General features: G+C 50.0%; 18 protein-coding genes. 12 read left to right on the plus strand and 6 right to left on the minus strand.

All coding sequences use genetic code 11. The features are described from left to right. Positions 1 to 48: 48 nt before the first annotated feature. The 5 genes from ftsN (at position 49) to rraA (ending at position 4,758) form a co-directional block, all read left to right on the plus strand. Complete coding sequence (gene ftsN, locus RSC70_RS12855; RefSeq protein WP_332542646.1) at positions 49 to 1,029, plus strand: cell division protein FtsN; 981 nt, start codon at positions 49 to 51, stop codon at positions 1,027 to 1,029. Positions 1,030 to 1,115: 86 nt separating this feature from the next. After that, on the plus strand, positions 1,116 to 1,646 hold the full coding sequence (gene hslV, locus RSC70_RS12860; RefSeq protein ID WP_025801467.1) for an ATP-dependent protease subunit HslV: 531 nt from the start codon (positions 1,116 to 1,118) through the stop codon (positions 1,644 to 1,646). Between the two features lie 11 nt (positions 1,647 to 1,657). After that, positions 1,658 to 2,989, plus strand: coding sequence for an HslU--HslV peptidase ATPase subunit (hslU, locus tag RSC70_RS12865; RefSeq protein WP_040045216.1), 1,332 nt, complete (start codon positions 1,658 to 1,660; stop codon positions 2,987 to 2,989). A gap of 232 nt (positions 2,990 to 3,221) precedes the next feature. Continuing rightward, entirely contained in the window at positions 3,222 to 4,139 is a 918-nt protein-coding gene (locus RSC70_RS12870) for a 1,4-dihydroxy-2-naphthoate polyprenyltransferase (RefSeq protein WP_046458888.1), read from the plus strand. 133 nt (positions 4,140 to 4,272) lie between these two features. Continuing rightward, on the plus strand, positions 4,273 to 4,758 hold the full coding sequence (gene rraA / locus RSC70_RS12875) for a ribonuclease E activity regulator RraA (protein WP_004094220.1): 486 nt from the start codon (positions 4,273 to 4,275) through the stop codon (positions 4,756 to 4,758). A gap of 73 nt (positions 4,759 to 4,831) precedes the next feature. Here the strand turns inward: rraA and zapB are convergent, their stop codons facing one another. Continuing rightward, a complete protein-coding gene (zapB, locus tag RSC70_RS12880; RefSeq protein ID WP_025801471.1) occupies positions 4,832 to 5,074 on the minus strand; it encodes a cell division protein ZapB in 243 nt (80 codons plus the stop codon). A gap of 520 nt (positions 5,075 to 5,594) precedes the next feature. On the opposite strand from zapB, the gene RSC70_RS12885 reads away from it, so the two are divergent. The 3 genes from RSC70_RS12885 to glpX all read left to right on the plus strand — a co-directional run bounded on the left by RSC70_RS12885 (position 5,595) and on the right by glpX (position 9,658). Further along, positions 5,595 to 6,440: an MIP/aquaporin family protein gene (locus RSC70_RS12885; RefSeq protein ID WP_046360695.1), complete on the plus strand. Its 846-nt coding sequence runs from the start codon at positions 5,595 to 5,597 to the stop codon at positions 6,438 to 6,440. Between the two features lie 89 nt (positions 6,441 to 6,529). Further along, positions 6,530 to 8,038 (plus strand): glycerol kinase GlpK, encoded by a 1,509-nt coding sequence (gene glpK / locus RSC70_RS12890; RefSeq protein WP_040045218.1) that lies wholly within the window; start codon positions 6,530 to 6,532, stop codon positions 8,036 to 8,038. A 609-nt stretch (positions 8,039 to 8,647) separates the two neighbouring features. Continuing rightward, entirely contained in the window at positions 8,648 to 9,658 is a 1,011-nt protein-coding gene (gene glpX, locus RSC70_RS12895) for a class II fructose-bisphosphatase (protein WP_040045219.1), read from the plus strand. Between the two features lie 55 nt (positions 9,659 to 9,713). On the opposite strand, the gene emrD is transcribed toward glpX, so the two are convergent. Continuing rightward, complete coding sequence (gene emrD / locus RSC70_RS12900) at positions 9,714 to 10,898, minus strand: multidrug efflux MFS transporter EmrD (RefSeq protein WP_040045220.1); 1,185 nt, start codon at positions 10,896 to 10,898, stop codon at positions 9,714 to 9,716. A 292-nt stretch (positions 10,899 to 11,190) separates the two neighbouring features. On the opposite strand from emrD, the gene RSC70_RS12905 reads away from it, so the two are divergent. Together RSC70_RS12905 and fpr are read left to right on the plus strand one after the other, a co-directional pair. Further along, a complete protein-coding gene (locus RSC70_RS12905) occupies positions 11,191 to 11,814 on the plus strand; it encodes a helix-turn-helix transcriptional regulator (protein ID WP_025801478.1) in 624 nt (207 codons plus the stop codon). Between the two features lie 2 nt (positions 11,815 to 11,816). Next, on the plus strand, positions 11,817 to 12,563 hold the full coding sequence (gene fpr, locus RSC70_RS12910; protein WP_332542651.1) for a ferredoxin--NADP(+) reductase: 747 nt from the start codon (positions 11,817 to 11,819) through the stop codon (positions 12,561 to 12,563). A gap of 48 nt (positions 12,564 to 12,611) precedes the next feature. Here the strand turns inward: fpr and RSC70_RS12915 are convergent, their stop codons facing one another. Continuing rightward, a complete protein-coding gene (locus tag RSC70_RS12915; RefSeq protein WP_332542652.1) occupies positions 12,612 to 13,043 on the minus strand; it encodes a DUF805 domain-containing protein in 432 nt (143 codons plus the stop codon). Between the two features lie 177 nt (positions 13,044 to 13,220). Here RSC70_RS12915 and RSC70_RS12920 point away from each other — a divergent pair, with 177 nt between their 5' ends. Beyond that, complete coding sequence (locus tag RSC70_RS12920; RefSeq protein WP_332542721.1) at positions 13,221 to 13,904, plus strand: DUF1454 family protein; 684 nt, start codon at positions 13,221 to 13,223, stop codon at positions 13,902 to 13,904. 126 nt (positions 13,905 to 14,030) lie between these two features. After that, entirely contained in the window at positions 14,031 to 14,798 is a 768-nt protein-coding gene (gene tpiA, locus RSC70_RS12925) for a triose-phosphate isomerase (protein ID WP_025801482.1), read from the plus strand. Between the two features lie 63 nt (positions 14,799 to 14,861). Here tpiA and RSC70_RS12930 read toward each other — a convergent pair whose 3' ends face one another. From RSC70_RS12930 to fieF, 3 genes are all read right to left on the minus strand, one after another. Continuing rightward, positions 14,862 to 15,851 (minus strand): sulfate ABC transporter substrate-binding protein, encoded by a 990-nt coding sequence (locus RSC70_RS12930; protein ID WP_040045222.1) that lies wholly within the window; start codon positions 15,849 to 15,851, stop codon positions 14,862 to 14,864. A gap of 204 nt (positions 15,852 to 16,055) precedes the next feature. Next, complete coding sequence (pfkA, locus tag RSC70_RS12935) at positions 16,056 to 17,018, minus strand: 6-phosphofructokinase (RefSeq protein ID WP_025801484.1); 963 nt, start codon at positions 17,016 to 17,018, stop codon at positions 16,056 to 16,058. Positions 17,019 to 17,273: 255 nt separating this feature from the next. After that, positions 17,274 to 18,176, minus strand: coding sequence for a CDF family cation-efflux transporter FieF (fieF, locus tag RSC70_RS12940; protein WP_025801485.1), 903 nt, complete (start codon positions 18,174 to 18,176; stop codon positions 17,274 to 17,276). Positions 18,177 to 18,264: the final 88 nt, after the last annotated feature.

Here is an 18,264-nt window from a genome sequence, read left to right on the forward strand (position 1 = left end):
CAGTAACATGGCGCTCTTAATTCAAAATCACGATGTAGCGAAAAGACAGTGGCACAAAGAGACTATGTGAGCCGGGGCCGCTCATCAGGAGCGAAGCGCAAAACCAATACCCGGAAAAAGAAAAAATCATCTCGGGGTATCTCTAAAACCATGGTGGTTGTCGCCTTGGGGGTTTTAGTGACTTTCGCTGCCGGCCTTTATTTCCTGACTCACCATAAGCCAGACAGTGATGAACTGTTACCTACGCAGGCAAAACATGCGGGTAATGGTCTTCCTCCAAAACCGGAAGAGCGCTGGCGTTACATCAAAGAGCTTGAGAATCGTCAGGTTGGCGTTGCTACGCCTACAGATCCCACCAGTAGCGCAGCCACTGCACCTACGCAGCAGCCACAGCTGACCGCAGAACAGCGCCAGCTTCTCGACCAAATGCAGTCTGATATGCGTCAGCAGCCAACTCAGCTGTCTGAAGTGCCGTATAACGATCAAACGCAGATTGCACGTCGCGCGCCGCAAAATAGCCGGATGCCGGATCAAACCTATACCCAGCAACAGCCGGTCACGAGTTCGCAGCCACGCAATCCGTTCTCTCAGCAAAATACGGCACCTTCTCAGCCTCGCCAAGCCACCACTGAACCGGCACGTCCTGTGCGCGCAGCACCACCAGTGCAAACGACTCAGACACCGGTTCAGCAGCCGCATAAAGAAAAACCTGCGCCGGTAACGAGCGTGGCAGAACAGCCTGCGCCAGCAAAAGAGACCAAAACAGAAAAAGCGCCAGAGAAAGCACCTGAGAAAGAAAACACGCAGAAATGGATGGTGCAATGCGGTTCATTCCGCAGCACCGATCAGGCTGAATCAGTCAGAGCCCAGCTTGCCTTTGGCGGCGTTGAAAGCCGTATTACCGCTGGCGGTGGCTGGAATCGCGTTCTGTTAGGCCCATACACCAGCCGCGCTTCAGCAGACAAAATGCTGCAACGATTGAAGGGTGATGGGATGTCTGGCTGTATTGCCCTCTCCGTCGGGGGTTGAAAAGCAAAATATCCCCCCCATCTATCTGACAATGCCCCCACACAAAGGTGTGGGGTTCTTATTTCGTCAGCTACGGGGGTCTGCTCGTGACAACAATAGTAAGCGTACGCCGCAACGGTAAAGTGGTGATCGGTGGTGATGGTCAGGCGACCATGGGCAATACCGTGATGAAAGGTAATGTTCGTAAAGTGCGCCGTCTCTATAACGACCGCGTTATTGCCGGATTTGCTGGCGGCACCGCAGATGCCTTCACCCTGTTCGAACTCTTTGAGCGTAAACTGGAACTGCATCAGGGACATTTGGTTAAAGCCGCCGTTGAGCTTGCCAAAGACTGGCGCACCGACCGCATGCTGCGCAAACTCGAAGCGCTGCTGGCCGTCGCGGATGAAAACGCCTCCCTCATCATCACCGGTAACGGTGACGTTATTCAGCCTGAAAATGATTTAATCGCGATAGGTTCCGGCGGCCCGTATGCTCAGGCAGCCTCTCGCGCATTGCTAGAAAACACAGAACTGAGTGCCCGCGAAATCGTTGATAAAGCGCTGGGTATAGCTGGTGATATCTGCATCTACACCAATCAGTTCCACACCATTGAAGAATTAGACTCCAAAGCGTAAGGACTCCAAACATGTCTGAGATGACCCCACGCGAAATTGTCAGCGAACTCGACAGCTACATCATTGGCCAACACTCGGCAAAACGCGCCGTGGCAATTGCTCTGCGTAACCGCTGGCGTCGTATGCAGCTTAACGATGAGCTGCGCCATGAAGTGACACCAAAAAATATTCTGATGATTGGCCCAACCGGCGTCGGTAAAACCGAAATTGCCCGTCGTCTGGCTAAATTAGCCAACGCACCGTTCATCAAGGTTGAAGCCACCAAGTTCACTGAAGTGGGCTATGTGGGTAAAGAAGTTGACTCTATCATCCGTGATTTGACTGACTCTGCCATGAAAATGGTGCGCATGCAGTCCATCGAGAAGAACCGCTATCGCGCCGAAGAAATGGCCGAAGAGCGTATTCTGGACGTCTTGATCCCACCTGCAAAAAACAACTGGGGTCAGGCTGAGCAAAGCGCCGAGCCATCCGCTGCGCGCCAGAGCTTCCGCAAGAAACTGCGTGAAGGTCAGCTCGATGATAAAGAAATCGAATTAGAATTAGCCGCTTCACCGGTTGGCGTTGAAATCATGGCACCTCCTGGCATGGAAGAAATGACCAACCAGCTGCAGTCCATGTTCCAAAATCTGGGCGGACAAAAGCAGAAAGCGCGCAAAATCAAAATCAAAGAAGCGTTCAAGCTACTGATTGAAGAAGAAGCCGCAAAACTGGTTAATCCAGAAGAGCTGAAAGAGCAGGCGATTCACGCCGTTGAGCAAAACGGTATCGTATTTATCGATGAAATCGACAAAATCTGTAAGCGCGGTGAATCCTCTGGCCCAGACGTTTCCCGTGAAGGCGTTCAGCGTGACCTGTTGCCTCTGATCGAAGGCTGCACTGTTTCCACCAAGCACGGCATGGTGAAAACCGATCACATTCTGTTTATTGCTTCTGGTGCATTCCAGGTGTCCAGCCCATCGGATCTGATCCCAGAACTGCAGGGCCGTCTGCCAATTCGCGTTGAACTACAGGCGCTGACGACAGAAGACTTCGAACGCATCCTGACCGAACCAAGTGCGTCCCTGACAGAACAGTATCAGGCGTTAATGGCTACCGAAGGCCTGAGCATCAACTTTACCGCTGACGGCGTGCGTCATATTGCTGAAGCGGCATGGCGAGTTAACGAAAGCGCAGAAAACATCGGTGCACGTCGCTTACATACCATTCTGGAACGTCTGGTCGAAGAAATTTCCTTCGAAGCCAGCGACATGAGCGGTCAAACAGTGACGATTGATGCTGAATATGTGCGTAATCATCTTGATGAGCTCGTTGCAGATGAAGATCTGAGCCGGTTTATCCTATAATTCGTTTTAAGAACCGTCCCTATCGGTTGTCGTAAAAGGGAGGCTTTGGCCTCCTTTTTTTACGTCTATACCCTAAACTATTGGCGTTGCACGTCGCGGCTAACACCGAGGCAGCATCACGTATAACGGGTATACAATATCCATTTGATAAAATATGGTAGATTACCGACCTTAACTGGAACCCTCACCCGAATATTTCACGATGGGATCCCCTGAGCGACTGAAGCGAATAATGAGTTCATCAACAACAATTAGCAGGCCACGCGCCTGGTTGGAAAGTTTGCGCCTGCGTACCTTGCCGCTGGCTTTGGCATCCATTGTCACCGGTTCTGCCATTGCAGCTTGGCAACATACCTTTAAGGTCGAAATTGCCCTGCTTGCGCTACTGACGGCGGCGATGCTGCAAATCCTCTCCAATCTCGCCAATGACTATGGCGATGCCGTAAAAGGCAGCGATACCGAAGAGCGCATCGGGCCACTACGTGGTATGCAAAAAGGCGTGATAACCCAAGCGCAGATGAAGCGAGCGCTTGGCATTACCGTGGTGATCACCATTTTATCCGGCATTGCGCTAATTGCCGTCGCCTGCCAGAAGCCACAAGATATCATCGGCTTTTTGGTTTTAGGTTTGATGGCCATCGTCGCCGCGATTACCTACACCGTTGGCACTCGCCCTTATGGCTATATGGGCTTAGGCGATATTTCTGTGTTGGTGTTCTTTGGCTGGCTCAGCGTAGCCGGTACGTATTATCTACAAGCGGGGACTTTTGACAGCGTTGTCATGCTGCCAGCCACTGCCTGTGGTTTCTTAGCCACTGCGGTTTTGAATATCAATAACCTGCGCGATATCGAAAACGATGCGGTGAATGGCAAAAACACGCTCGCTGTACGTCTCGGGCCTATTAAAGCACGCGTCTACCACGTCGTTTTACTGATTGGCGCCGTGGTATGCCTAGCCTTGTTCGCCTTGGTGAATCTCAAAAGCGCGTTTGGCTGGCTGTTCGTTCTCGCTATCCCCATGCTGTATAAGCATGGCCGCTACGTTTTCACGCACCGCACGCCAGAAGCAATGCGACCGATGCTAGAAAACATGGTGAAAAGTGCCTTACTAGCCAACGTCTTATTCGCCATTGGCACCGTGCTCAGCTAATTCCCTTCTTTTCGCTGGCGCGCAAAACGTGCGCCAGCGCCGCGTTTAGCCATATTTAACAATTGGTGTTTTTGCAAACAACATGAATAAGGGGATATACTAGACCTCCCTGCGGCAAACAGACGTTAATCCTATGAAATACGATACTTCCGAACTATGCGACATTTATCATGAAGATGTGAATGTAGTAGAACCGTTGTTCTCCAACTTTGGTGGGCGTACTTCGTTTGGCGGGCAGATCACTACGGTGAAATGCTTTGAGGATAACGGCCTGCTCTATGAATTGCTGGAAGAAAACGGACGTGGACGCGTAATGGTCATCGACGGCGGCGGTTCTGTGCGTCGTGCTTTAATCAACGCGGAACTGGCTCGTCTTGCAACTCAGAATGAGTGGGAAGGCATTGTGGTTTACGGTGCCGTTCGTCAGGTCGACGACCTTGAGGAACTGGATATCGGAATTCAAGCAATGGCAGCCATTCCTGCTGGCGCAGACGGAGAAGGCATCGGCGAAAGCGATATTCGCGTCAATTTCGGCGGCGTAACCTTCTTCTCTGGTGATCATCTTTATGCAGATAACACCGGTATTATTCTTTCCGAAGAACCGTTGGATCTTGAATAATCCATCGCATTCTTTGTGAGAAAAGGCGCTCAATGAGCGCCTTTTTTATATTTTAACCATGAACAAAGATAGCTTAGTTAACTTCATCCATGCGGCCTAACAAAGAGCGCAGGCGCTCCTGCCATGCAGTTTGTTCTTCTTTAAGCTGTTCGTTTTCACGCACCAAAGACTCACGAGAGCCAGCGGCTTGCTGAACTTCTTGATTCAGTTGAGTGTTTTGTTCTTTCAGCTCTTCGATTTCCATCTGCAACAACGTAATGGTATCAATCGCCTGCTGAACTTTTGCTTCCAATTTTTCAAATACTTCAAATGACATTCTTCTGTCCCCTTATCATAGCCAGGCGTACATCTGCTGTAGTGAGTGCGTTTCTTTAGCACCCACTGCGAAAATATAGTTGCGCCCATAAACACAACGGCTGCTGTCACCTCAAGGCACGCAAGCCACTGCGCAATAAATTCGTTTCAACTCCGATTGTATGTACCCCATTCTCTACTGTCTAGCGCGATACAGAGGCAAAGTGCAGTCTGTAACAAATTCGCACCTTCTGCCTATCAGCAAATCCTTAAAAAACGCATTTTTCTCTACGATGTTGTTTTCACAATTATTTTACAAAATCGTGTCACCATGATCTGTGTCAGTGGTCAGATCACAAAAAATTTTCGCTAAAAGAGCACGAAATGCGCGGCTTCACTCATTTTTATGACGAAGCACACACATTTTGATTTCGCTATTTCTCGTTTTTGCTCGTTAACGATAAATTTACAACAAGCCCAAAATAAATAGATAAGGGCTGATCCTTACTCCCTACAATAATTCGTCGTTAGGACATCAAGTCATGAGCCAAACAGCTAGTTCAACGTTAAAAGGGCAATGCATCGCTGAGTTTCTTGGCACCGCGTTGCTGATATTTTTTGGATGTGGCTGCGTAGCCGCACTCAAGCTGGCGGGCGCAAGTTTTGGTCAGTGGGAAATAAGCGTCATTTGGGGCTTGGGTGTTGCCATGGCAATTTACCTTACCGCCGCCATTTCTGGTGCACACCTTAACCCTGCCGTGACCATCGCGTTATGGCTATTTGCCTGCTTCGATAAACGTAAGGTTGTGCCTTACATCATCGCGCAAATCGCAGGTGCATTTTGCGCGGCTGCGCTGGTGTATGGCTTATATCACAACCTGTTTGTCGATTTCGAACAAGCTAACCACATCGTGCGCGGCAGCGTAGCCAGCTTGGATCAGGCGGGCGTATTCTCAACTTACCCAAATCCACATATCTCGGTTGGACAAGCTTTCTTGGTTGAAACCGTGATTACCGCCATTCTGATGTGCTTGATCCTCGCCCTTACCGATGACGGCAACGGGATTCAGCGTGGGCCATTAGCGCCGCTGTTGATTGGTATCCTGATCGCGGTTATCGGTGCATCCATGGGGCCACTAACCGGATTTGCCCTAAATCCAGCACGTGATTTTGGTCCTAAAATCTTTGCCTATGTGGCAGGCTGGGGTGAAGTGGCCTTTACGGGTGCCCGTGATATTCCATACTTCTTAGTGCCTATCTTTGGCCCAATCGTCGGTGCATGTATTGGTGCCTTCGGTTACCGCTCATTGATTGGCCGCCACTTGCCATGTGATGTGTGCAAGTTAGAAGATGAGCCAGCAGCGAAACCCGAACAGCGTAAGGCTTAGTCATTCACCGGCGTAGGCGATGTCTGCGCCGGTTTTCATCTCTTTGAGACACCATGTCGTTTTCAGTTCATCAACGCAGGATTAATGTTATGACGACCGAAAAAAAATACATCGTCGCGCTCGACCAAGGAACCACCAGCTCACGAGCAGTGGTACTGGATCATGACGCTAATATCATCAGCGTCTCTCAGCGTGAATTTGAGCAAATCTATCCAAAAGCAGGATGGGTTGAACATGACCCAATGGAGATTTGGGCGACGCAAAGTTCTACTCTGGTCGAAGTTCTTGCGAAGGCAGATATTAGTTCAGATCAAATCGCCGGTATCGGTATCACCAACCAGCGTGAAACCACCATCGTGTGGGAAAAAGAAACCGGTAAGCCAATTTATAACGCTATCGTCTGGCAATGCCGCCGTACCGCTGACATTTGTGAAAAGCTGAAAAAAGCGGGCATGGAAGAGTACATTCGCCACAATACAGGCTTAGTGGTTGACCCGTATTTCTCCGGTACCAAAGTAAAATGGATTCTGGATCACGTTGAAGGTTCACGTGAACGTGCGAAGCGCGGCGAACTGCTATTCGGTACCGTGGATACGTGGCTGGTATGGAAAATGACTCAGGGGCGTGTTCACGTCACTGATTATACCAACGCCTCTCGTACCATGATGTTCAACATCCACACCCTTGAGTGGGATGAGCGCATGCTGGAAGCGCTGGATATCCCTCGCGAAATGCTGCCAACCGTACGCCCATCGTCAGAAATCTATGGCCAAACCAACATCGGTGGTAAAGGCGGGACTCGTATTCCAATCGCGGGCATCGCGGGTGACCAGCAGGCGGCGCTTTATGGCCAGCTGTGTGTTCAGGAAGGCATGGCGAAGAATACCTACGGTACTGGCTGCTTCCTCCTGATGAATACGGGCAAAGAAGCAGTTCCTTCTAAACACGGCCTGTTAACCACCATCGCCTGTGGCCCACGCGGTGAAGTTAACTATGCGCTGGAAGGTGCGGTATTTATCGGTGGTGCATCTATTCAATGGCTACGCGATGAGATGAAACTTATCAACGATGCAGCCGACTCTGAGTACTTTGCCACGAAAGTAAAAGACAGCAACGGCGTGTACGTTGTTCCCGCCTTCACCGGTTTGGGCGCACCGTATTGGGACCCGTATGCGCGTGGCGCTATCTTCGGTCTAACCCGCGGCGTCAACAGCAACCACATCATTCGTGCAACGTTGGAATCTATCGCCTATCAAACTCGTGATGTGCTGGACGCCATGCAGGCAGACTCCGGCACTCGCCTGAAAGCGCTGCGTGTCGACGGTGGTGCCGTTGCCAACAACTTCCTGATGCAGTTCCAGTCTGACATCCTTGGTACGCGTGTTGAGCGCCCTGAGGTGCTAGAAGTCACCGCATTGGGTGCTGCTTATCTGGCTGGCCTAGCCGTTGGTTTCTGGAGCGATCTGGAAGAGCTACGCAGCAAAGCGACTATCGAACGTGAATTCCGTCCAAGCATTGAAACCGTGGAACGTAACTATCGCTACAGCGGCTGGAAAAAAGCGGTGACGCGTGCTCAGGCGTGGGAAGAGCACGATTGATATTGAGCTCGCCAGTTATGTATAAAACTACGGTGTAAGATTTCGACCGCCTCTCAACGGCGGTACTCACATATAAGCTAAGGCGAAGGCGTCCGAGTTGGGTGCGCCAGCGCGCGCACCCAACACCCGCGCGCTTTTATCCGAGACGCCATCTCCGCTCCGGTTTGGTATCGCCCATCCAGGGCGCCCCAAACTCCGCCGGTATATCCCTGTACCGGCGGCTCTCTCTACCAAAGCTTAAACAATTAAAAGACAAGTGTGTCTTTTGCCTTTTGTCTTGTCCTGTTGAAAGAATGCATTTTAGAGCCGCCAGCAGGGATGCTGGTGGCAGGTTGAGGGCGCACAGGACGTGCGCTCCGAGACCGGTCGGCCAAACAGCTCGGTGAAAGCGCGCGAGTTGAGAGCCCCCGCGCAACGGGGCTCTCATCGGACGCCTACGCCGGCGTTCTCATAGGAACATTTGAGCTGACTGGCGTACGAAACCCCTCACAGGTCTAGCATGGAGATATAAAGCAGCGGTAATCGTTTTCCAATCCCCCCACTCACCTTGTGCTAAAATCCCCTCCCGTCTTTATCCTTCAAACTTTCAGTAACCAATACGGATCTACAATGAAACGTGAATTAGCCATCGAGTTCTCCCGCGTCACAGAAGCCGCAGCACTGGCAGGTTATAAATGGTTAGGTCGTGGTGACAAAAATGCCGCCGACGGCGCGGCCGTAAATGCGATGCGCATTATGCTCAACCAGGTCGATATCGACGGGGAAATCGTCATCGGCGAAGGCGAGATCGATGAAGCACCAATGTTATATATTGGCGAGCGTGTCGGTACCGGCAACGGCGATCAGGTTGATATCGCGGTAGATCCTATTGAAGGCACTCGCATGACGGCCATGGGGCAGTCAAATGCGCTCGCCGTGATGGCTGTCGGTGATAAGGGTACGTTTTTACGCGCGCCGGATATGTATATGGAAAAGTTAGTCGTTGGCCCCCAAGCTAAGGGCGTTATCGATTTAAATCGTCCATTGGCTGAAAACCTGCGTTTAGTGGCTGAAAAACTGGAAAAACCACTTCATGAACTGACCGTCATCACGCTGGCAAAACCTCGCCATGATGGCGTTATTGCGGAAATGCAGGCGATGGGCGTTAAAGTTTTTGCCATTCCTGACGGTGATGTTGCCGCCTCAATTCTAACCTGCATGCCTGAAAGCGAAGTCGATGTGATGTATGGCATCGGCGGTGCGCCTGAAGGCGTGGTATCAGCCGCCGTCATTCGTGCTCTGGATGGCGATATGCATGGCCGCCTGCTGGCACGTCACGACGTAAAAGGCGACACGCCTGAAAACCGTGCTTTAGGCGAGCAAGAGCTGAAGCGCTGCGCTGAAATGGGTATTGAAGCCGGTAAAGTGCTGCGTCTGGATGAAATGGCACGTAACGATAACGTGGTGTTCTCCGCAACGGGGATCACTAAGGGCGATTTGCTGGAGGGGATTTATCGTAAAGGCAATATGGCGACAACGGAAACGCTGCTGGTTCGCGGTAAGTCGCGCACTATTCGCCGTATTCGCTCAACGCATTATCTGGACCGTAAAGATCCGAAGATCTGCGAATTGATTATCTAGTTTTACTCGTTCAGCCTCCCATTCTCGAGGAGGCTGAACGATGTTAATTCAACGACTACGCCATATGCCCTTGCTGCTGCATTTTATGCGCCAGTGGCAGCCAACAAAGCAGAATCATCACGCCCATTGCCGTCATTAACATGCCTAAGCTGAATTGCCCCGTCTGAGGCAACAGCGCTGAAAACCACGCCATCGCACCAGAACCTACGTTTTGCAATCCACCCACTAAAGCACCCGCAGCACCCGCCAAGAATGGGAATGGCTCCATGGCACCGGTGGTCGCCAGTGGGAACAGCATTCCAGCGCCAAAGAAGAACAACGCCGCAGGCACAACCAGCGTCCAGATATTCATAATGCCGAACCAGCCTGGTATCCACATCATGAATCCGGCAACCAAACAGCTAATCACCGAATGCCACATCAACGTAGAGAAGCTTTTTCCCTGACGCCCTGCGTACCAAGCGCCGAAGAAGGCCGCAGGAATAGGCAGAATAAACAGAATACTGACGACAATACCGCTAAGCCCTAATACGCCGCCCATTAAGACGCCGGAACAAGCTTCAAATACTGCTACCCCAGCCAGTCCACCAACCAGCATAATCAGATAACAGCCAAACGAGCCATTAGTCAGCAACATCTTATAGCTGGCAAGCATATTCTTACGCGGCGCATTGGCAGGGCGAGTTTCTGGCAGAAAGCGATACATCGAAAACATGACGCAAACGCAAAGCAACAGCAGGAAGCCATAGCAAGCACGCCAGCCTAATATCGAATCCAACATGCCGCCGATTACCGGTGCCAGCAGCGGGCTGACCAGAATGCCCATGTTTAATAGGCTATTGGCATAACGCAGAGAAGGCCCTTCGTAAAGATCGCGCGGCATCGTTCGCGCCATCACACCGGCAACACCTGTTCCCATACCTTGCAAGGCACTCGCCATGATCAGCATGTCTAAATTGGTAGACAGCAATGCCCACAGCGCACCAGCGATGAAAATCCCCATACCCAGCAGAATAACGGGACGACGCCCCACCCGATCGGATATCGGACCGTAGATCAACTGCGAGCCACCATAGGTCAGTAAATACGCCGCCATTACGCCCTGCACCGCACCGCTACGCACGCCTAAATCGCGCGCCATATCGGCAATAGAAGGCACATAAATGGTTTGCGCCATCTGACCAACGGCGACTAATAGAATCAACATCACTAACAGATGAAAATTTTCGAGCTTTCTCATTATCTTACGCTTGCCGACGCATTAAATTAGTATAATCGACCATTCACTTGGTGAAAGTCAGGAAGTTAAACCCATAGATCGGCGCATAATCTAACAGATTGGTTTAAATAAACGAGAGAGTAAGGTTCTTTATCCTGGTGCGATTTGGCATATAAAAGTACCCGACTCGTAAAGAAAAAGTTACAGCAACATGTTCTTTCTGCGACGAGATTAAAAATAGAGAATATTAATCATTTAATAGCGATTTATAAGTTATTAAACTATATACCCACTTTCCAAAAGGATTTGAGTCATGAAGACACCAGAACTGATTATGCTGCAGTTGAAGAGCCTAGGCCCTCAATCAGCCAAAATGCTCGCAGATAGAATTTCTATCACGACTATGGGCATTCGCCAGCATTTACAGCAGCTCGAGCAACGTGAGCTTGTCTGTTATGAAGAGGCCAGAACCAAGGTAGGTCGCCCAACGCGTTATTGGTCATTAACCACCAAGGGCCACGGCCAATTCCCAGATCGTCATCAAGATCTGTCACGCGTGTTACTTGGCGCTGCACAGCAATTATTTGGTGATGAAGGCGTCGACAAACTCATTAACGTGCGCGAAGACTCTCTCTTCCAGCGTTATACGACCGAGCTTGAAAAGCATCCCGAAGGTGAGGAACGCTTTCAGGCCTTGGCTCGCCTGCGCCAAAACGACGGCTATATGGCCGAGTTGGAAGTCGAAGACGATGCCGTTGTCCTGATCGAAAACCACTGTCCGATTGGCGTTGCAGCCCATAACTGCGGTAACTTATGCAACTCAGAGCTGAGTTTATTGCATCGTCTTTTAGGGCCGAACTATGAAATCGACCGAGTCGAGCATATTATTTCCAACTCACGCCGCTGTGCATATCGCATTACACCTCGGGAGTTGTAACCATGGCAGAATGGGTAACGGGAACCATTACTCAAGTTCAACACTGGACAGATAATCTGTTCAGCATACAGGTGCAAGCACCGGTCAAAGCCTTTACGGCTGGCCAGTTTGCCAAACTCGGCTTAGACATCGACGGTGAGCGCGTGCAACGCGCTTACTCTTACGTCAACGCGCCGAGTGATAATAACTTAGAGTTTTATCTGGTGACCGTGCCTGATGGCAAGCTCAGCCCTCGCCTGCACAGCTTGCAGGCCGGAGATACTTTACAGGTGACTGAAGAGGCCGCAGGCTTCTTTGTTCTGGAAGAGGTGCCTGACTGCAATACGCTATGGATGCTCGCGACAGGGACCGCGCTGGGGCCTTATCTGTCGATTCTGCAGGAAGGCAAAGACCTAGAGCGCTTTGAAAATATCGTTTTGGTTCATGCCGCTCGCTTGGCGCAAGACCTAAGCTATTTGCCGCTGATGCAACAACTTGAACAGCGTTATAACGGTAAACTGCGGATTCAAACCGTAGTGAGCCGTGAGAATGCTGCGGGTTCACTGCAGGGTCGAGTTCCCGCACTAATTGAGGATGGCTCGCTGGAAGCCTCCGTCGGTCTGAAAATTGATGCCGATAACAGCCACATTATGTTGTGCGGTAATCCGCAGATGGTGCGCGATACCCAGCAGGTACTGAAGGAAACGCGTGGCATGCGTAAGCATCTGCGCCGTAAACCAGGTCATATCACCAGCGAGCATTACTGGTAATAGCGCCACGATCGGGTGCCGGATAATTTGTCCGGCACTTTTCTTGGTTTAACGCCCTGCGTTCTTAAAATCGACAGGTGTAGGCTCTGCGCCAAAACGGTTATCGCCTTCTGTGCCCACGAATGAGCCGCAGTCAATCAGCATCATCACGCCAATCAGCGTAGGGACAAAACGCCCAACGCCCCACTGCCAGATCTCGGCCAACATGCTCCAATTCCCCGCGGCTAACATCCATGCCAGTACCACTAAAAGCGCCCACCAGCCTGACTTATTGCGATCGTGCAAACGCTTCACCAGCACCGCAGCCGTTGGCCAAAGAGAAAATACCAAGCCAAATGCCGCCGTTTGCAGTGAAACCCAGCCGCTTCCCGCAATGGAAAAAATAATCACTAAAAGCAGCGCCCACAATCCCATCCAAATCCAGAAATCGCTCCGCCCGATTCGTCCGTTAAAAGAGAAACACCATTTTTGAATGGTCATTTTCCGACGTTACCTACGTAATTAAACCTAATGGCGGCAAAGTCTACCTTATCTCGATTGGCCATCGGGGAATTTTGCACACAATTTTGACAATCACCCTCCTAAAACGCTTTAATCAGGTATCAGGCGTGTGTATTACCAGCATTCAGAATAGTGAATTGGAAAATCAGACCAACAATGAAAAAAATGAGTTGCTACACATCCAACAAAGTTTTTCTCTTACCAATACTGCTTCTGTGGGCCTCCACCATTAGCTTCTCAGCTCATGCAGCAGATGAAAAACATTCTCTGAGTGACGAACTCCCTGCGGCGCCTTATCTGCTCCCAAACGCACCTACCTTTGATTTAACGCTGGTTGAGTTCCGGTCTAAGTACAATATTGAAAATCCAACGCTCATCATCAATGAATACCGTGCCATCAGCGTCAAAAATGAAGAAACCGCGATTACCCGCGCGGCAAGCAAAATCAATGACGACCTCTACTCTTCCGTAGTGCTGGAAAAAGGCACCGGTAAGATTAAAAGCTTACAGATTACTTATATCCCGCCCGTTCCCGTAAAAGATGAAAAAGAGAGCGGTAAAGCAGAGGATAAGAAAACGGTTAAACCGGACGACAAAGACAAAGCATCACGTGCGCTGGCTGTAAATTATATGGCCGCCATCATGCGTCATTTTTCGCCTACACTGTCCTTTGATCAATGCACCGCGAAGGTCTCCTCACTGCTGAATAAAGGGAAAGGCCAGCTCTATTTCGCCCAAAACGATGGGGCATTGCGCTATGTGGTGTCAGATAGCGCAGAAAAAGGTATTACTTTCGCTGTTGAACCGATTAAGCTGTCGTTATCAGATAATGTAACTTAGTCGCATCCTTTCGTATTTCATGATGGAAAACAAAACTTCTTAGTCGCGAGCTTTCTATACTGATTTACAGACAATGCCGTAAGGCAGACTTTTACGATTATGTGTTCCCGAATTGGAGAAATGAAAATGCGTCAACCATTAGTCATGGGCAACTGGAAACTCAACGGCAGCCACCACATGGTCAACGAACTGATCCTTGCGCTGCGTAACGAACTGAGCGAAGTGGCCAACTGTGACGTTGCTATCGCGCCACCAACTATCTATCTGGATCAGGCTGCACATACTCTGGCAGGCTCTCGTATCGCTCTGGGCGCGCAAGACGTTGGTATCAACGCATCTGGCGCATTCACTGGTGAAACCTCTGCTCAGATGCTGAAAGATGTTGGTGCTAAATACATCATTATCGGCCATTCAGAACGTCGTACTTACCACAAAGAAAGCGACGAATTCATTGCTGAGAAATTCGCAGCGGTTAAAGAAGCAGGTTTAATCCCTGTTCTGTGCATCGGTGAAACCGACGCAGAAAACGAAGCAGGCAAAACTCAGGAAGTTTGTGCGCGTCAGTTAGACGCCGTGCTGAAAACCATGGGCGCTCAGGTGTTCAAAGGTGCAGTCATCGCTTACGAACCAGTATGGGCAATCGGTACTGGCAAATCTGCAACTCCAGCACAGGCTCAGGCCGTTCACAAATTCATCCGTGATCATATCGCTAAACACAACGCTGAAGCCGCTGAAGAAGTAATCATTCAGTACGGTGGCTCTGTAAATGCCGCTAACGCTGCTGAGCTGTTCACCCAGCCAGACATCGATGGCGCGCTGGTTGGCGGTGCATCTCTGAAAGCTGACGCTTTCGCAGTTATCGTTAAAGCAGCAGCTGAAGCGAAAAAAGCCTAATCGCTTTTTTATGCTTTAAATGCAAAAACCCCGGATCTCCGGGGTTTTTTTATATCTGATATTTTATCGCTGCGAGATTTGATCAAACTCGCCGCCGGTTGAAAAGTGCTCTTTTTGCGCTTTCTGCCAGCCACCAAAGACTTGGTCAACGGTAAATAGCTTCAACTGTGGGAACTGCTGGCTGTATTGTTTGGCAATGGCCTCGTCGCGCGGACGGTAATAGTTCTTCGCCGCGATAGTTTGCCCTTCTGGTGAATACAGATACTTCAAATATTCATCAGCCACCTGACGCGTACCGCGCTTATCGACCACTTTATCGACAACCGATACCGTTGGCTCTGCAAGAATAGAAACGCTTGGCGTCACGATTTCAAACTGATCTTTGCCCAGCTCATGCTGCGCCAGCAACGCTTCGTTTTCCCATGCGATCAGCACATCACCAATGCCTCGCTCAACAAAGGTATTGGTTGCGCCACGCGCGCCAGAATCCAGCACCTCAACATTCTTATACAACGCCTTCACGAACTCTTTGGCTTTCGCCTGATCGTTGTTGTTGTTCTGCAATGCATAACCCCATGCGCCTAAATAGTTCCAGCGAGCGCCGCCTGAGGTTTTTGGGTTAGGCGTGATAATGGCAACGCCCGGCTTGATCAAATCATTCCAGTCGTGGATCTGTTTGGGATTGCCTTTACGTACCAAAAATACAATGGTCGAGGTGTAAGGTGCGGAGTTATCCGGTAGGCGTTTAATCCAGTTTTTATCAATGCGGCCGCGTTCAGCGATCGCGTCAACGTCATAAGCCAGCGCAAGCGTGACAACATCGGCTTCGATACCGTTGATGACCGAGGTCGCCTGCTTACCCGAGCCACCGTGAGACTGTCTGATCGTCACATTGTCGCCCGTTTCTTGCTTATAGTGTTTGCTGAAAGCCTCGTTGTATTGTTGATAAAGCTCTCGCGTTGGATCGTAAGAAACGTTTAGCAACTGAATATCTTTTGCCAGTGCACCGGTAGCCACCAGCAGTAACGACAGCCCAATCCCGAATTTATGCATCACCGCTCTCCAAAACTTTGTCCCCAAGAAGTTAAGGTAGAGCCTGCCAGAAACCCGCGAAATCATTAAAGAATAAAAAAGATACAGTTATACCTTCAAGGAATAATAAAAAGCGTTTTACTCAGGGGATTTATTCATAGAGATAAACAAAAAGCCCCAGAAAGGGGCTTTTAGAATCACATTCACTTTTGATTTGAGAAACGATTAGTACAGCACTTTCGCTGTTTCTAACCAGTCACCTTTAAACGGACGCTTCATGTTTTCAACGGCGTCGATGATGTCATGGTGAACCAGTTTTTCGTTCTGAATACCAACGCAACGGCCGCCATAGCCCTGCAGCAGCAGTTCAATAGAGTATGCGCCCATACGGGAAGCTAAAATACGGTCATAAGCAACCGGCGCACCACCGCGCTGGATGTGACCCAATACCGTTGCGCGAGTTTCGCGACCGGTCTCTTGCTCGATGTGTTTCGCCAACTCATCGATATCACAGATATGCTCGGTGATAGCCACAATCGCGTGTTTTTTGCCTTTGATGATGCCCGCTTTGATTTCGTTAACCAGATCTTCGCGTTTGAACTCAACTTCTGGCAGAACGATGAACTCACAGCCACCGGCAATCGCCGCCGCCAGAGTCAAATCGCCACAGTAGCGGCCCATCACTTCAACGATAGAGATACGCTGGTGAGAAGAAGAGGTATCACGCAGACGGTCAATCGCTTCAACCACGGTTTCTAACGCGGTGAAGTAACCGATGGTGTAGTCGGTACCGGCTACGTCGTTATCAATAGTGCCCGGCAAACCAATGCAAGGGAAACCCATTTCAGTGATGCGTTTCGCACCCATGTATGAACCATCACCACCGATAACAACCAATGCGTCTAAACCAACTTTACGCATGTTATCAACGGCTTTCTCACGTACTTTATCATCACGGAATTCTGGGAAACGCGCAGAACCCAAGAAAGTACCACCACGGTTAATCATGTCTGAAACACTAGAGCGATCCAGCTGCTTCATTCGACCTTCGTACAAGCCAAGGTAGCCGTCCTCAATACCGTAGACTTCTAACCCTTTCGCTAACGCTGCACGTACAACACCACGGATCGCAGCGTTCATACCTGGAGCGTCACCGCCACTCGTCAATACACCGATTTTCTTGATCATGACTACCTCTGAGCTTGTAGATGCTATTCTTAAGAATTGTTTTCGCCATCGCGCTAAACGTTATTATATGTGGTACAGGACACAGGTATAAAAAATGAACGTTTATCGCTGCTACTGCTGAATATTATATCAAAGTTATCCAGCTGAATTGATTCAGGTCAGTCTAGTTTGTGGTAAAAAAATTCCCAAGCACTTAAAGAATAAATTTAGAAACCCACCACACTAATAACATTATTTCTTATAGTTTAGCCGTGATTAGAGCTCCCAATGCCCTTTTTGCCCATCAGGCACCACTGAACAGGGGTCTTGATGGATAATCACGTCCGAACCAGGGAAACGCCGCAAAATCGCCTGCTCAACTTGTTCAGCAATGCCATGAGCCTGAATTAAAGGCAGGTTATCGTCCATCTCAATATGTAACTGAATAAAACGAGTCGGCCCCGACTGACGGGTTCTTAGATCATGCACGCCGCTAACGCCCGGCCAAGCGTGCACAATATCAATGATCGCTTGTCTTTCATCGTCGTCCAACGCCCGATCCAACAAAGACTGTACGGCTTCATATCCCATACGCAGCGCGCTATACAAGATATAAACCCCAATCCCCAACGCAAACAGGGAGTCTGCGCGAGTAAAGCCATACCAGCTCAGCCCCAGAGAAATAAGGATCGCGCCGTTCATCATCACATCAGACTGATAATGGAGCATATCGGCACGCACTGCCTGACTGCGCGTTTTACGCACTACCCAACGCTGGAAAGTGACCAATACCATCGTACAGGCTAAAGCAATAATGGTGACTCCAATCCCTAGGCCGGGATCGGTCATCGGCTCTGGATTGATAAGGTGCTGGAACCCAGTAAGGAATAAAAACAGCGCCGAACCAGAAATAAACATACTTTGAGCCAGCGCGGCCAGCGATTCGGCTTTACCGTGGCCAAACGTGTGTTCTTCATCAGCCGGCTGAAGGGAATAGCGAACCACAAACAGGTTTGTCAGCGAGGCTGCAATATCAACCACAGAATCCACCAGCGACGCCAATAGGCTCACCGAGCCAGTATGCCACCAGGCAAGCGTTTTAATAATAAGGAGAGCGGTGGCAGTAACCGTGGCTCCCAGCGCAGCGGTTTTGACTAACCGTGCATACTGCTGGTCCATGAAAATTTCCTTTAACGATTAGGGCTGTTCAGTATAGCGAATTAATGACAAAAAAAAGCCTGTTGGAAAATGACGTGGTTCAGGTCGG

This window comes from Hafnia sp., from assembly GCF_036648275.1.
Lineage (GTDB): Bacteria > Pseudomonadota > Gammaproteobacteria > Enterobacterales > Enterobacteriaceae > Hafnia > Hafnia alvei.